Origin of the sequence: Bradyrhizobium sp. Pha-3, assembly GCF_042258325.1 — a bacterium.
GTDB lineage: Bacteria > Pseudomonadota > Alphaproteobacteria > Rhizobiales > Xanthobacteraceae > Bradyrhizobium > Bradyrhizobium elkanii.
In genome coordinates, this window is the sequence record NZ_CP170151.1 from 7,445,785 (window position 1) to 7,461,185 (window position 15,401).

The 15,401-nt window shown below is 64.8% G+C and carries 13 protein-coding genes; 8 read left to right on the top strand and 5 right to left on the bottom strand.

All coding sequences use genetic code 11. The annotated features are described in order from the left end of the window. Positions 1-2: 2 nt before the first annotated feature. The gene (locus tag ACE10X_RS35550; protein ID WP_375763501.1) at positions 3-242 is read right to left on the bottom strand and encodes a hypothetical protein; all 240 of its coding nucleotides are present in this window, start codon (positions 240-242) and stop codon (positions 3-5) included. On the opposite strand from ACE10X_RS35550, the gene ACE10X_RS35555 reads away from it, so the two are divergent. Both ACE10X_RS35555 and ACE10X_RS35560 read left to right on the top strand, forming a co-directional pair. Then, positions 241-1,683, top strand: a complete 1,443-nt coding sequence (locus tag ACE10X_RS35555) for a short-chain fatty acyl-CoA regulator family protein (RefSeq protein ID WP_038386015.1) — start codon at positions 241-243, stop codon at positions 1,681-1,683. The genes ACE10X_RS35550 and ACE10X_RS35555 overlap by 2 nt on opposite strands. Before the next feature lie 467 nt (positions 1,684-2,150). Next, positions 2,151-3,404 carry a Spy/CpxP family protein refolding chaperone gene (locus ACE10X_RS35560; RefSeq protein ID WP_038386014.1) on the top strand — a complete coding sequence of 418 codons (1,254 nt, stop codon included), beginning with the start codon at positions 2,151-2,153 and terminating at the stop codon, positions 3,402-3,404. A gap of 573 nt (positions 3,405-3,977) precedes the next feature. Here ACE10X_RS35560 and ACE10X_RS35565 read toward each other — a convergent pair. Then, positions 3,978-4,313 (bottom strand): GYD domain-containing protein, encoded by a 336-nt coding sequence (locus ACE10X_RS35565; RefSeq protein ID WP_028338617.1) that lies wholly within the window; start codon positions 4,311-4,313, stop codon positions 3,978-3,980. On the opposite strand from ACE10X_RS35565, the gene ACE10X_RS35570 reads away from it, so the two are divergent. Further along, a complete protein-coding gene (locus ACE10X_RS35570) occupies positions 4,312-4,542 on the top strand; it encodes a hypothetical protein (protein ID WP_157788217.1) in 231 nt (76 codons plus the stop codon). The two genes, ACE10X_RS35565 and ACE10X_RS35570, sit on opposite strands and share 2 nt — an antisense overlap. A gap of 156 nt (positions 4,543-4,698) precedes the next feature. Next, positions 4,699-5,649, top strand: coding sequence for an aldo/keto reductase (locus ACE10X_RS35575; protein ID WP_038388797.1), 951 nt, complete (start codon positions 4,699-4,701; stop codon positions 5,647-5,649). Positions 5,650-5,940: 291 nt separating this feature from the next. Here the strand turns inward: ACE10X_RS35575 and htpX are convergent, their stop codons facing one another. Continuing rightward, on the bottom strand, positions 5,941-6,873 hold the full coding sequence (gene htpX / locus ACE10X_RS35580) for a zinc metalloprotease HtpX (protein WP_038388798.1): 933 nt from the start codon (positions 6,871-6,873) through the stop codon (positions 5,941-5,943). Positions 6,874-7,125: 252 nt separating this feature from the next. Beyond that, positions 7,126-8,778, bottom strand: a complete 1,653-nt coding sequence (locus ACE10X_RS35585; protein WP_051003406.1) for an ATP-binding protein — start codon at positions 8,776-8,778, stop codon at positions 7,126-7,128. Positions 8,779-8,994: 216 nt separating this feature from the next. On the opposite strand from ACE10X_RS35585, the gene ACE10X_RS35590 reads away from it, so the two are divergent. From ACE10X_RS35590 to ACE10X_RS35605, 4 genes are all read left to right on the top strand, one after another. After that, the gene (locus ACE10X_RS35590; RefSeq protein WP_375764634.1) at positions 8,995-10,311 is read left to right on the top strand and encodes a lytic murein transglycosylase; all 1,317 of its coding nucleotides are present in this window, start codon (positions 8,995-8,997) and stop codon (positions 10,309-10,311) included. 354 nt (positions 10,312-10,665) lie between these two features. After that, a complete protein-coding gene (locus tag ACE10X_RS35595; protein ID WP_375763502.1) occupies positions 10,666-11,169 on the top strand; it encodes a DUF1993 family protein in 504 nt (167 codons plus the stop codon). 248 nt (positions 11,170-11,417) lie between these two features. After that, the gene (locus tag ACE10X_RS35600) at positions 11,418-12,278 is read left to right on the top strand and encodes an SDR family NAD(P)-dependent oxidoreductase (protein ID WP_375763503.1); all 861 of its coding nucleotides are present in this window, start codon (positions 11,418-11,420) and stop codon (positions 12,276-12,278) included. A gap of 85 nt (positions 12,279-12,363) precedes the next feature. Then, positions 12,364-13,467: an alkene reductase gene (locus ACE10X_RS35605; protein WP_038388804.1), complete on the top strand. Its 1,104-nt coding sequence runs from the start codon at positions 12,364-12,366 to the stop codon at positions 13,465-13,467. A 188-nt stretch (positions 13,468-13,655) separates the two neighbouring features. Here the strand turns inward: ACE10X_RS35605 and ACE10X_RS35610 are convergent, their stop codons facing one another. After that, on the bottom strand, positions 13,656-15,398 hold the full coding sequence (locus tag ACE10X_RS35610) for an ABC transporter substrate-binding protein (RefSeq protein ID WP_038382516.1): 1,743 nt from the start codon (positions 15,396-15,398) through the stop codon (positions 13,656-13,658). Positions 15,399-15,401: the final 3 nt, after the last annotated feature.

Below are 15,401 nucleotides of genomic sequence, written 5' to 3' on the forward strand. Positions count from 1 at the left end.
CGTCAGTCTCCTTCAAAATCGGGCTGCCTTTGCCCAGCCGCCTGCACCCTGATCCCCGCAACCTGCTCGCCGGATCGACATTCTTGACAGAGCATTGCGAACTGCGTGTCAGGAGATAAACGCGAAAACGCGAAGTTCGTATAGATGCCTTGTTTTTTATTTGTGATGTCATGTAACATCTGAACTTGTAATAAATGTCGATTTGTAAATTTTGTCACAATATAGGTCAGGAAGCCTGCCATGGCCGGTGAGTCCGGAAAGAAGCTGTTCGTCGGCCCGCGCTTCCGGCGGATCCGCCAGCAATTGGGGCTGTCGCAGACCCAGATCGCCGAGGGGCTCGGCATCTCGCCCTCCTACATCAACCTGATCGAGCGCAACCAGCGCCCGGTGACGGCGCAGATCCTGCTGCGGCTGGCCGAGACCTACGACCTCGATTTGCGCGACCTCGCCACCGCTGACGAGGATCGCTTCTTTGCGGAACTCAACGAGATCTTCTCCGATCCCCTGTTCCGCCAAATCGACCTGCCGAAGCAGGAGCTGCGCGACCTCGCCGAGCTCTGCCCCGGCGTGACGCATGCGCTGCAGCGGCTCTACGCCGCCTACACCGAGGCGCGCCGCGGCGAAACGCTGGTGGCGGCGCAGATGGCCGACCGCGAAGGCTCGCAATTCGACGCCAATCCGATCGAGCGGGTGCGTGACCTGATCGAGGCCAACCGCAACTATTTTCCGGAGCTCGAGACTGCCGCGGAGAATTTACGCGACGAGCTCAACGTGCCGACCGAAGGCCTGTTCACGGCGCTGACCACGCGCTTGCGCGAAAAACATTCGATTCTGACCCGCGTGATGCCGGTCGACGTGATGCGCGAGACCCTGCGCCGTTTCGATCGGCACCGCCGGCAGCTCTTGATCTCCGAACTCGTCGACAGCTCCGGCCGCAGCTTCCAGCTTGCGCTGCAGATCGGCTTTGTCGAGTTCGGCGCCGCGATCGACGCCATCGTCAGCCGCGCCGGTCCGCTCGACGATACTGCGCGCCGGCTCTACCGCATCACGCTCGCCAATTATTTCGCAGCCGCCGCGATGATGCCCTATCAGGCGTTTCATTCCGCAGCCGAAGCCTTGAGCTACGACGTCCATGTGCTGGCACAGCGCTTCAACGCCGGCTTCGAGCAGATCTGCCACCGCCTCACCACGCTGCAACGGCCGAACGCGCGCGGCGTGCCGTTCTTCCTGCTCCGCGTCGACAATGCCGGCAACGTGTCGAAGCGATTTTCCTCGGGCACCTTCCCGTTCTCCAAGTTCGGCGGCACCTGCCCGCTCTGGAACGTGCACTCGACCTTCGACATGCCGGATCGCCTGCTCAGCCAGGTGATCGAATTGCCGGACGGCACGCGCTATTTCTCGATCGCGCAGATGGTGCGCCGGCCGGTGGCGCCCTACCCGCAGCCGCAGCCGCGGTTTGCGATCGGGCTCGGCTGCGAGATCCGGCATGCGGCCAAGCTCGTCTATGCCACCGGCATGGATCTGGAAAAGGTCGAGGGCACCCCGATCGGCGTCAACTGCCGGCTTTGCGAGCGCGAGAATTGCAGCCAGCGCGCCGAGCCGCCGATCACGCGCACCCTGATCCTGGACGAGACCACGCGGCGCGTGTCCTCGTTCGCGTTCTCGAATGCGCGGGAGTTGTGAGCCAAGGATCAATCCACCGATCAATCCACCGCGGCAAAGGCCTTGCACCAGCCGTCCTTGCTGATCGCGCCCTCGACCACCTTGCAGCCATCGGGCGCGACGAACAGCGTGCACATCTCCTGCACGAGGCGCTGGTCCGGCGCGGCGCCTGGCCGCCGAAAACGGAGGAGGATTCGACCGAGGACGACGTGCGCTAAAGCATGATCCGGAAAAGTGCGAAGCGGCTTTCCCTCGCGACAACGCGTTTGCGCGAATCACACACCAAACTAAAGCGCGATGACGATTCGACCCAGCGCGTGTACTCGACGCGACTAATCCGTTGACGTCGTGACCTGACCGCAGGTTCACCTAATGAAAACGGCGGGTGGAACTTTCGGTTCCGCTGCGAGTCATATTTGTGACGCGATGTGGCCTGGGCCGCCAAGGGAGAGACCGAGGGAGAGATCATGTCAAAGTCCCGCCTTGGAATGGCTGCAGCCGGCGTTGCAATTGGCGTTCTGGGAGCGCTGCCGAGCGCGGCCGAGGCGGGTTTCCGCCTGCGCGTTGGCGGCCCCGTGAGTGTCGCGCGCTTCGCGATGGCCGGCGTGCTGTCGGTCGCAGGTCTCCGCCACGCACGCATGGCGGCGCGCCACAGCCGCGTCCGCATGGCTGCTCTAAGACCGCAAGATCTTCGCCCCGCCGCCGAGTCGATCGGCCCGAGTGAGCGCGCGCAGCTCACTGCCGTCGCCGCGCTGGCCGGCTGGCAGGGCGGCCGAGCTGCGCAAGGCTGGTGGCAGCACTCCGACGGTTCATACGGCTGGGTCGGTCCGCTCTTCTGGCCGTTTGCCTATAGCGATCTCTATGACTACGCGCTTCTCAATGATGGCAGCGGCTTCTGGGCCTATGGCTACGGCGATCTCTACGCCGCGATCTTCTCGCCTTACGCTGCGAGCGATCTCTCAGCGTATGCGGCCGAGCGCCCCGCCGGGAGGCGGCATCGCAAAGCGCCCTCGGTGCAGGAATTCTGTAGCGGCGACACCGCCGAGACGACCGGCCTTCCCCTCGAGCGGATCGGCCTGGCGGTCGCGGCGAACGAGGCGCAGCGCGCAGCCTTCGACGAGCTCGCGAGCGCCTGGATTTCCGCCGGCAACACCATCCGCGCTTCCTGTCCAGCACAGACCGCAACCACCGCGCTGGAGCGATTCGCGGCCATGCAGAGCCGCGTCAACGCGATGCTGAGCGCAGTTGCGACCGTTATGCCGCCATTTCAAAAATTCTACGATCTCCTAAGCGATGAACAGAAGGCCCAGCTCAACACGCCCGAACGCGACCGCCGCGCTAACACTGCGGCCGCGAAGCTGAAGGAGATGCAGGACGCCGCCTGCCAGGCGAGCCGTGAACCGCAAGACGAGCAACAGGCCGAAAAGCAATACCGCCAGCTCGTCGCCCAGCAATGGCCCCTCGACGACATCGTCGCCAGCCTGAAACTGAACGATACGCAACGCGCCGCGCTCGAAGTGGTGCAGGATACCACGATGGGCACCATGGAAGCCTTAAACCCATGCCCGCCAAAGGACGCGCTCACCCCGCCGGCCCGCCTTAAGGCCGCAAAGGCGCGGTTGGAAGCGATGAGAGAGGCGATCATCAGCGTGAACGACGCGGTCGACGATTTCCGTTGGAACCTGACTGACGAGCAGAAGACGCAGTTCGAGGGGCTCGGTCTAAAGAAGCGGGGGGTGTGATTTTTCCATCCCCAAGCGGCGCTGGTCGGCCAAGGCGATACTTCGCATCCCCTGTCGCATTTGCTAGTCGTCCGCTAAGAAGGGCTGGACATGCGAGCATGCGTTATAGGGGCGGGCTCTAGCTAGGTAGTTCGGTCGCGCGACCGAGACGCCGTTCAACATGAACTTTGAGGCCCGCACGTAGTCAACTGAACTTCTTTGGATGTTGCTTATTGGCCCAAGGCCGACATACGGCGATGTCGGCCTCAACGTCAGCTTCCGAGATCAAAGCGGACGCGAAGAATTCATGAGTACACGCCCTGATTTCATCGCGCCTTAGCGCGTACTGCGCTCGTCTTACCGAAGCGGAGGCCGAGCGAGGCGGCGGACGTCATGCGACGGCACAACCAGCCGGGGCTTGCGAGCCGGCATGCGCGCAGGACATCCGCCTGAGCGACTGCCCATCCGTCGACCGCGCCCCGGATCTGTGGCGCGCAACGGCCCTCGCCTTCGCGCGGCGCGCCGGAAAGCACCGCCGCGCGAGAGAGACAACAGCGTCAGATCGATCTGCGCCGTTTTGGATCGCTCAGCCTGCTAACCGCCGGGCGGCGTGTAGGCGGCCTTGAGCTTGGTCGCGTGCTGACGCACCACCTTGATCTCGTCCTGGGTAAAGAGCCGGATCAGCCTCACATTCTGCATGGCGCCGGCCGCGACGACCACGCCGCTGACCGCAGGCGCGAAGCTCGGATCCGGCACGTCGAAGATCACCATCACGCCGGGGCCATCGGTCGCCGTGCTGTACATCGAAATCAGTTTTCCGCCGGCGGCCTCGATCAACTTCTTCGCGGCCTCGTATCGATTGGTCGTCGGGTTTTCCATGATGTTGTTCAGGGAACGCGGGGTGTATTCACCAGAGAAGCAGAAATGCATGGCAATCGCTCCATTTGGTTGGAATGAAAAAACATTCACCCAGGCACGCGGCCCGGGCAGAGCATTTCGTACTGAAAAATGGGAAGAAATGGCCTGCCGATGGCCAGTCGCGCTGCCGCTTCTCCGGATTTCGGCGCAACCGGTGGCAGCTCGCCGCGCAATCTACATCAAATACCCGGCAAATGAAATCGCGCTCTATCGAGACAGCACTGTAGGGCAGCCTGCCTGACACACGAGCGAGCATGGTGAGTCCACGACCAACCCGGACCTCACCCTCACCCGCACCCTTTCCCTCACGTCATGCGACAGGCACAACGCCTTGCAAACAAGGGCGATCTGCCTCAGTGTCCGGCGCCCGCCACCAAGAACAAGCGAAAGAAAACTCATGAAGCATCGCGCGCTCGGCCGCTCCGGCCTCACTGTTCCTCCCCTGTGCTTCGGCTGCAATGTATTCGGCTGGACCGTGGACGAGACGTCGTCGTTTCGCCTGCTCGACACCGTGCTCGATCAGGGGCTGACCTTCCTGGATACGGCGGATGTCTATTCACGCTGGGTGCCGGGCCACAGCGGCGGCGAATCCGAGACCATCATCGGCAAATGGATGAAGGCGCGCGGCAACCGCAACCGCGTCATCCTCGCCACCAAGGTCGGCATGGACATGGGCGGCGGCAATGTCGGGCTGAAGCCGGACTACATCGCGCGCGCCGTCGAGGATTCGCTGCGGCGGCTACAGACCGATTTCATCGATCTCTACCAGTCCCACAAGGACGATGAGACGACACCGCAGGAAGAGACGCTCGCGGCCTACGACAGGCTGATCAAGGCCGGCAAGGTCAGGGCCATCGGCGCCTCGAACTTCTCGGCGGAGCGGCTCCAGAGTGCGCTCGATATTGCCAAGGCGAACGGGCTACCCCGCTATGAGAGCATGCAGCCCGAATACAGCCTCGCCGAGCGCTCGAGCTACGAAGGCGCGCTGCAACGCGTCTGCGAGGCGAACGACGTCGGCGTGATCACGTTCTTCTCGCTCGCCGCAGGATTTTTGACCGGCAAATATCGCTCGGAGAGCGACTTCGCCAAGAGCCCGCGCGGTGCACGCAGCATTCCGAAATACATGAACCCGCGCGGCATGCGCATCCTGGCCGGTCTCGACGAGGTCGCCGCGGAAACCCGCGCCGAGCCGGCCGCGGTCGCGCTCGCCTGGCTGATGGCAAAACCCTCCGTCACCGCGCCGATTGCCAGCGCCACCAGGCCCGAGCAGGTCGCAACGCTGGTCGCGGCGACCAAACTTGAGTTGAGCAAGGACCAGGTCGAACGGCTGGACGCGGCGAGCGCGTAGCAGCGGCTCCACTTCACCTCGCCCCGCGTGCGGGGAGAGGTCGGAACGCATCGCTAGAGCGTTTTCGAGCGAAGTGGATACCGGTTCGCGTGAAGAAAACGCGTCAAAACAAGAATCTAGAGCCCCGTTCCGATTCAATCGGAACGGGATAGGCTCTAGATGCGTTCCGGGTGAGGGGGAGCCTCCGCGAATGCAGCTATCGCCGGATCTGCGGAGACAGCCCCTCACCCCAACACCGGGCGAGGGAGCACACCGCCTTCGCGGCTGCCGTTCTATCCCGTCTCACCTCGCCTATCCCCACGGGCCGCGCTGGCTCGACGATCCGCCCCACGGACTGCGCGGCGGATAGCTTCCGCCGGCCGGGCGCGGCGCGGTCTGGGTGCCGAGCTCGGCGGCGAGCTGCTGCAGCGCGGCGATGCGGTTCGCGGTCGAGGGGTGGGTCGCGAACAGGTTGTCGACGCCGTGGCCCGACAGCGGGTTGATGATGAACATGTGCGCGGTGGCCGGATTGCGCTCGGCCTCCATGTTCGGCACCTGATGCGCGGCGTTCTCGATTTTCGCGAGCGCCGAGGCAAGCCACATCGGCTGGCCGACGATGCGCGCGCCGTAATTGTCGGCGGCGTATTCGCGGGTGCGGCTGATCGCCATCTGCACCAGCATGGCGCCGAGCGGCGCCAGGATCATCATCGCGATCGAGCCGACGATGCCGGGGCCGTTGTTGTTGCGGTTGCCGCCGAAGAACATGCCGAACTGCGCCAGCATCGAGATCGCACCGGCGATCGTCGCCGTGATCGTCATGGTCAGCGTGTCGTGATGCTTGATATGCGCAAGCTCATGCGCGATCACGCCGGCAAGCTCCTCGCGGCTGAGCTGCTGCATCAGCCCCGTGGTGACGGCGACCGCCGCGTTCTCCGGATTGCGGCCGGTCGCGAATGCATTCGGCTGCGCCTCGTCCATCACGAACACGCGCGGCATCGGGAGAGCGGCGCGCTGCGCCAACTCGGCGACGAGATTGTAGAGTTCGGGCGCCGAGCCCGCATCGACCTGATGGGCGCCGTACATCGATAGCACCATGCGATCGGAATTCCAGTAGGTGAACAGATTTGTCGCAGCCGCGACGATCAGCGCGATCACGGCGCCGGTGCCGCCGCCGATCAGATAGCCGACCCCCATGAACAGGGCGGTGAGGCCGGCAAGCAGGAGCGCGGTGCGGAAATAGTTCATCGTTGTTCCCTCACGGCGAGCGGAATGCTGCCACAACTGACGCCGCTCAGGTAGGGATTTTGACGCTGAAGCCGCAAGGGGAACCAGTGCGTCGCAGCGACGCGGCACGGGTTAACAATCGGTCACCTGCAAGCAGTCACCCGCAGTTCGTAGCCCGCATGAGCGAAGCGACATGCGGGGGCACCGCCCCGGATATCGCTTCGCTCATCCGGGCTACGAGATCGTGCCTACGCCGCCGGTTACGGAAGCGCGCTACTCCGCCGGCTCCTGCGCGATCACCGCTTCCTCCTCGCGCAGCGCGACGCGCAACATGCGGGCGAGCTCGGCGCGGCTGTAGGGTTTTGCCAGGAACAGGATGCCCTGCTCGAGCTTGCCGTCCTGGTCGATGGCGTCATCGGTATAGCCCGATGTGAAGAGGACGCGGAGACCCGGGCGGCGCTTCCGCGCCTCGGTGGCGAGGTCGCGCCCGTTCATCGCGCCCGGCATGATGACGTCGGTGAACAAGAGATCGATCGGCGCGCCGCTGTCGAGCACGGCAAGGGCTTCGCGGCCATTGATGGCCGGCAGCGTGGTGTAGCCGAGGCTCTCGATCTGGGTCAGCACATAGGAGCGCACCAGCTTGTCGTCCTCGACGACGAGCACGATTTCCCGCGCGCCGCGCGCGTCCGGCTGCCGCCGCTCGGGCGCTGCTGCCGGTGAGACCACCGCCGCGCGCGGCAGATAGAGTATCACCCTGGTGCCGCGACCGATCTCGCTGTCGAGCACGACGTGGCCGTTGGACTGCTTGACGAAGCCGTAGACCATGCTCAGCCCGAGCCCGGTGCCCTTGCCGACGTCCTTGGTGGTGAAGAACGGCTCGAACACCTTGGCCAGGTCGGCTTCCGCAATGCCCCGGCCGTTGTCGGTCAGCGCGAGCGCGACATAATCGCCGGCGGCAAGCCCGTCATGGCCGTTCACGTCCGATGGCTTGAGCTCGGCGGTGCGGGTCTCGATCGTCAGCCGGCCGCCCTTCGGCATCGCGTCGCGCGCGTTGAGCGCAAGGTTGATAATCGCGGTGACGAGCTGGTTGCCATCGACCAGTGCGCGCGGCAGATCGGGTGCGGGGCGAAAATCGATGTCGACATGGTCGCCGATGGTCGGCCGCAGCAGCTCGATGGTGTCGACCATCAACGCGTTGACGTCGACGTCGCTCGGCTGCAGCGGCTGCTTGCGCGCGAAGGCGAGCAGATGCCGCGTCAGCGATGCGCCGCGCTCGGCGGCGTCGCGGATCAGCGAGGTGATCTCGGTGAGCTGGCGGTTGTGGGTGACTGCCTCGGCCAGGATGTCGATCGTGCCGGTGATGACGGTGAGGATGTTGTTGAAGTCGTGCGCGATGCCACCGGTGAGCTGGCCGACCGCTTCCATCTTCTGCGCCTGGCGGATCTTGCTCTCATTGGCCTCGGCCTCGCGGAAACGCTCGAGCAGGAATTCCGAGCGCTGGCGCTGCCGTCCCTCCTCGGCGAGCGCAACATGCGCCTCGCGCAACTGCTCTTCGGTCGGGATCGCGAGGATCCGCGGGATCAGCGGCCAGAGCAGCACGGCGGTGAAGATCGAGGCGACAGCGGTGAGCGCCTTGAGCAGGCCCTCGAGACCGTAGATCGGCACCCACAGCGTGTAGATCGAGAACACGTGGGTGAGGCCGCAGGCGAGGATGAACGCGGCGAACGGCCAGGCCATCCAGCCGAACTGGAAATCGCGCCGCTTGGAGACGAGGATCGCCAGCGCAAACGGGATCGAGAAATACGAAGCGGCAATGATCGCGTCTGAAATCACGTGGAGCCAGATCAGCTCCGGTTCCCACAACAAGCAGATGCCGTGCGGCGAAAACGTCGACGAATCCAAGAGACGCTCGAGAAAACTCCACATGGGTCCCTCCGGGCGTAATCGATCCGCCGACACCCCTGCCCGCGAATCACCGGCCGATCATAGCGGCGGCGGCTGAACCTACCTCAGCCCAATTGGTCTAAGAGCGGCACCCCCGTTGTTGCCCGGTGTCGCCCTGGTGTATGCAGATTGGGCTTCAATTTCCCTTTTTTCCAGCCGGTGACATCGATGCCGGCCTCTCCCCTCTGCGCCCCGATCATGATCGCAGCGATCGCGGGGGCGCTGGCGCTCTCTACCCTCGCCTCGGCGCAGCAGCCGCTGCCCAGCCCCTTGAATCCCGCGCCAGTCAGGCCGCGCCCTGCCGCCGTCGCCTCGCCGCGGGCTGCGTCCTGCCACAACGGGCAAAACTTCGATCGCTTTCTCGCCGAGCTGAAGCAGAAGGCGGTCGCCGCCGGCGTCTCGCAGCACACGATCGCGGAGGCCGCGCCCTACCTGATCTACGACCAGGGCATCGTCAACCGCGACCGCGGCCAGCGCGTGTTCGGGCAGATCTTCACCCAGTTCGCCGGCCGCATGGCCGCGAACTATCGTATGCAGCAGGGCCAGCAATACATCCGGACCTATGCCGCCGCGTTCGCGCGCGCCGAGAAGGAGTATGGCGTGCCGCCGGCGGTGATCGCCGCGTTCTGGGGACTGGAGAGCGATTTCGGCGTCCAGATGGGCAATTTGCCGACGCTGAAATCGCTGGTGTCGCTGGCCTATGATTGCCGCCGCTCCGAGATGTTCCAGGGCGAGACCATCGCCGCGCTGAAGATCATCGAGCGCGGCGACCTGACGCCCGACGAGATGATCGGCTCATGGGCCGGCGAGCTCGGCCAGACGCAATTCTTGCCGACGCATTATTTCAACTACGCGGTCGACTATGACGGCGACGGCCATCGCAATCTCCTGCAAAGCGGCCCCGACGTGATCGGCTCGACCGCGAACTACATCGCCACCGGATTGAAATGGCGGCCCGGCGAGCCGTGGCTGCAGGAGGTGCGCGTGCCGCAAGCCGCGAATTTTCCTTGGGATCAGGCCGATCTCACCATCAAGCTGCCGCGCTCGAAATGGGCGTCGCTTGGCGTCAGCTTGACCGACGGCAAGCCATTGCCGAATGACGAGATGCCGGCCTCGCTGCTGCTGCCGATGGGCCGGATGGGTCCGGCGTTCCTGGCCTATGCGAACTTCGCCGCCTACACCGAGTGGAACAACTCGCTGATCTATTCCACCACCGCCGGCTATCTCGCCGGCCGCATCGCGGGCGCGCCGCCGATGCAGCGCCCGCACGCACCGGTCGCGCAACTGCCGTTCAATGAGATCAAGGAGCTGCAGGGATTGCTGGCGCGCGCCGGCTACGACGTCGGCAAGATCGATGGCGTGCTCGGACAGGCAAGCCGCAGCGCGGTGAAGGCGATGCAGATGAAATACGGCCTGCCGGCGGATTCCTGGCCGACCGCGGAGCTCCTGGCGCGGATGCGCGGCGGGCCCCGCACCCAGCCGGCCGCCGATGCCGCGGCACCGGGGATGCGGTAGAGCAAACGCCCATTTTCCGTAGCCCGGATGCAGCGCAGCGAAATCCGGGACAAGCCCCGATGCGCGTCCCCGGATTGCGCTGCGCTCCATCCGGGCTACGCGACCTCGTACGATCCGTCACCCTGAGGCGCGAGCGGAGCGAGCCTCGAAGGGTCGACGGCCACCAGCCGGGCCGTGCATCCTTCGAGGCTCGCTCCGCTCGCACCTCAAGATGACGGGTCCAAGACGGGGCGCGGCCGGGAAATATTTGACCAAGTGTTACAGCTCCCCGCAGTTGTATTCTTCCCCTCGCCGCCCCACTTGCAGCATCGCCGTTCGGTAACATCCGGATTTCATCAGAACAGGGAGCATCACATGTCCTTTCATGACGCCGTCGTCCCCGCCTACCTGCAGATCCTCAACAGCCTCACCGGCGAGCTGACCAAGGCCGAGGCGCATTGCGAGGCCAAGAGGATCGCGCCCGAGGTGCTGCTGGGATCGCGGCTCTATCCCGACATGCTGCCGCTGACCAAGCAGGTGCAGCTGGTCTGCGACCACGCCGCACGCGGCTGCGCGCGGCTGACCCATAGTGAGGTGCCGTCGACGCCCGACACCGAGAAGAGCATCAGTGAACTGAAGCAGCGGCTCGCCAAGACCATCGACTATGTGAAGTCGTTCAAGCCGGCGCAGTTCGACGGCGCCGACGCCCGGGACGTCACCTTCCCGATCGGCCCCGATCGCACCATGACCCTGAAGGGCCAGCAATTCCTCAGCGCGTTCTCGTTCCCGAACTTCTACTTCCACGCCGTGACCGCGCACGACATCCTGCGCCACAACGGCGTCGAGATCGGCAAGCGCGATTTCCTCGGCGTGAGCTGACGCGCTTCGTCCCTCATGGTGAGGAGCGCGTCTTCGCGCGTCTCGAACCATGAGGCCCCACTCGGGCCACATCCTTCGAGACGCCGCTTCGCGGCTCCTCAGGATGAGGACTTACAAGGGTCGCGGTGATCGATATTCCCCGCGGCGGGATTTTCTCGCTCCCGTGAAGGCTTCGGCGCGACACGTCGCCTCACATGCTCAGCCGTGCTACTGCTCCCTGACAACAACAAGACGTCAGGGAGCACGCCATGTCGACCACAACCCACGCACCGAAAGCCATCGATCCGTCCGCCTCGCTGCATGCCGAAGCGCTGGGACAGGCGAAGAACCACGGCCGCCTCGCCGGGCGGCGCATCATCGTGGTCGGCGCGGGACAGCGCACGACGGTGGATGAAGCGCCGCCGATCGGCAACGGCCGCGCCATGAGCGTGCTGTTCGCGCGAGAGGGCGCCTCGGTCGCCTGCCTCGACGTCAACAAGGACGCGGCCGACGACACCGTCGCGCAGATCACCAAGGAAGGCGGCAAGGCCTTCACCGATGTGGTCGATGTCTCCGACGTCGCGGCGATCGCGCCCGCGGTCGAACGCTGCGCGCAAAGGCTCGGCGGGCTCGACGGGCTGGCGCTCAACGTCGGAATTTCCTCCGGCCTGTCGCTGCCCAAGATGACGGCAGAAGCCTGGGACCGCGACTACGCCGTCAATGTGCGCAGCCACATGCTGTTCGCGCAGAAGGCGCTGGAGGTGATGGCGCCGGGCGGCGCGATCATCCTGATCTCCTCGATGGCGAGCCAGCGCGCCGGCGGGCGCAACCCGGCCTATGAATCCTCCAAGGCGGCGCAGATCGCGCTGGGCCGGGCGATCGCGCGGGCCGGCGAGGACAAGGGAATTCGCTGCAATGTGATCGCGCCCGGCTTCATGGACACGCCGATGGGCCGCGACGCCAGCCGCAGGCGATCGGACCGCGCCGTGACAGTGCCTTTCGGCCGCCAGGGCACCGGCTGGGAGGTCGCCTATACTGCGCTGTTCCTGATTTCGAATGAATCTTCCTATGTGAACGCGCACACCCTGTTCCTCGATGCCGGCCACATGGGCGGAATTGTGCGCAGCTAGCCTGCGGAACGCGAATGCCTCGGGCATTGCGCTCGTCGCGGCAATGCACAACTCTCCTCCATCAGTCATTCTCTGGAACAACTACATGAGCCAATCGACCAAACTTCTCGAGCCCTACAAGCTCGGCGCGCTGACGCTGCCGAACCGCCTGGTGATGGCGCCGCTGACGCGCAACCGCGCGGTGCCGCCCGGCATGGTGCCGAGCCCGCTCGCGGTGGACTATTACGGCCAGCGCGCCTCCGCCGGCCTTCTGATCACCGAGGCGAGCCAGGTCTCGCAGCAGGGCCAGGGCTATCAGGACACGCCCGGCATCTATTCGAAGGAACAGGTCGAGGGCTGGCGCAAGGTCACCGATCGCGTGCATGAGCGCGGCGGCCGCATCTTCATCCAGCTCTGGCATGTCGGCCGCATCTCGCATGTCGCACTGCAGCCGAACGGCGGCGCACCGGTGGCGCCGAGCGCCATCAGGGCCAAGACCAAGACCTTCGTAAACGGCACGTTTGCCGATGTCTCCGAGCCGCGCGCGCTCGAGCTGTCGGAAATTCCGGGGATCATCGAGGACTTCAAGCGCGGCACGGAGAATGCGCTGGCGGCCGGCTTCGACGGCGTCGAGATCCACGGCGCCAACGGCTATCTGCTCGACCAGTTCGCCCGCGACGGCACCAACAAGCGCACCGACGCGTATGGCGGCGGAATCGAGAACCGCGCCAAGCTGATGCTGGACGTGTCCAAGGCGGTCGCCATCGAGGCCGGCGCGGATCGCACCGGCATCCGGATCTCACCGGTGACGCCGGCCAACGACATCACCGACTCCAATCCGCAAGCGCTGTTCGACTACATCGTCGACCAGCTCAGTGCGCTGAAGCTGACCTATCTCCACGTCGTCGAGGGCGCGACCGGCGGCCCGCGCGATATCGCGCCGTTCGACTACGCCTCGCTGCGCAAGCGCTTCAAGCAGGCCTATGTCGCCAACAACGGCTACGACTTCGCGCTGGCGGAGAAAGTGCTGGAGGCCGGCGCGGCCGACCTGATCGCGTTCGGCAAGCCGTTCATCTCCAACCCCGACCTGGTCGAGCGGCTCAAGGCCGGCTCGCCGCTCAACGAGTGGGACAAGGCGACCTTCTACGGCGGCGGCGCCAAGGGCTACACCGACTATCCGACGCTGAAGGCGACGGAGGCGGCGGAGTAAGGTGGACCAAAGACTGTCATGCCCCGCGAAGGCGGGGCATCCAGTATTCCAGAGACGCCAGCGATTGATCGCGACGCCGCGGGGTACTGGATCGCCCGGTCAAGCCGGGCGATGACAGCGGAGAAAACCAAAAGGCCGGGATCGCTCCCGGCCTTTCGTCGTCTTCGGATGGCGTGGGCTGGTACGCCTTACTTCGCTTCGGCGCGCTTCGGCGGGTTGGCCGGCCACGACTTGATCAGCGTGTCGTAGTCGATCGTCTCGCCCTTCGGCTTCTCGTTCGCGAGCTTGCGCTGCGGAGCGATGGTGCCGTCCTTCTCGGCCTTCTTGTACCAGAACTCGGCGGATTCCTTCTTGTTCAGCTTCGGTCCGCAGGCGCCCTGCACACCGGACTTCTCAAGACGCTCCATCACCGAATCCTGGGCCGCGGCCAGCGCGTCCATCGCCTGCTGCGGCGTCTTGGTACCGGACGACGCATCGCCGATGTTCTGCCACCACAGCTGCGCGAGCTTCGGATAGTCGGGCACGTTGTTGCCGGTCGGGGTCCACTGCACGCGCGCGGGCGAGCGGTAGAACTCGATCAGGCCGCCGAGCTTCGGCGCACGCTCGGTGAACGACTTGTCCCAGATATCGGACTCACGGATGAAGGTGAGACCGACATGGCTCTTCTTCAGCGACACCGACTTCGAGATGATGAACTGCAGATAGAGCCAAGCTGCCTTGCGGCGATCCGGCGGGGTCGACTTCAACAGCGTCACGGAGCCGGCGTCCTGATAGCCGAGCTTCATGCCTTCCTTCCAGTAAGCGCCGTGCGGCGACGGAGCCATACGCCACTTCGGCGTACCGTCCGCGTTCATCACGGCGATGCCCGGCTTCACCATGTCGGCGGTGAAGGCGGTGTACCAGAACATCTGCTGGGCGATGTTGCCCTGCGCCGGCACGGGACCTGCTTCCGAGAAGGTCATGCCCTGGGCCTGCGGCGGGGCATACTTCTTCAGCCAGTCGAGATATTTGGTGATCGAGTAGACCGCGGCCGGGCCGTTGGTGTCGCCACCGCGCTCGACCGAGGAGCCGACCGGACGGCAGCCTTCCATGCGGATGCCCCACTCGTCGACCGGCAGGCCGTTCGGGATGCCCTTGTCGCCGTTGCCGGCCATCGACAGCCAAGCGTCGGTGAACCGCCAGCCGAGCGAGGGATCCTTCTTGCCATAGTCCATATGGCCGTAGACCTTGACGCCGTTGATCTCCTTGATGTCGTTGGTGAAGAACTCGGCGATGTCTTCATAGGCCGACCAGTTCACGGGCACGCCGAGCTCGTAGCCATACTTGGCCTTGAACTTGGCCTTGTACTCGGGGTTGGTGAACCAGTCGTAGCGGAACCAATAGAGGTTCGCGAACTGCTGGTCGGGCAGCTGGTAGAGCTTGCCGTCCGGCGCCGTGGTGAACGACTTGCCGATGAAGTCGTCGACGTCGAGCATCGGGTCGGTGACCTCCTTGCCCTCACCCTTCATGTAGTCCGACAGGATGATGGTCTGACCGTAACGGAAGTGGGTGCCGATCAGGTCGGAGTCGTTGATCCAGCCGTCATAGACGTTCTTGCCCGACTGCATCTGGGTCTGCAGCTTCTCGACGACGTCACCTTCCTGGATGATGTCGTGCTTGAGCTTGATGCCGGTCAGTTCGGAGAACGCCTTGGCCAGCGTCTGCGATTCATATTCGTGCGTCGTGATCGTTTCCGAGACGACGTTGATCTCCATGCCCTTGAAGGGTTCGGCGGCCTTGGCGAACCACTCGAGCTCCTTCTTCTGGTCTTCCTTCGACAGCGTCGAGGGCTGGAATTCCGCGATCCATTTCTGGATCACGGCATCGTCGGCGGCGCGGGCCGGCGTGGCGACCGCAAGCGAGGCCGCGATCAGCGCGGCGGCGCTGGTCATAGT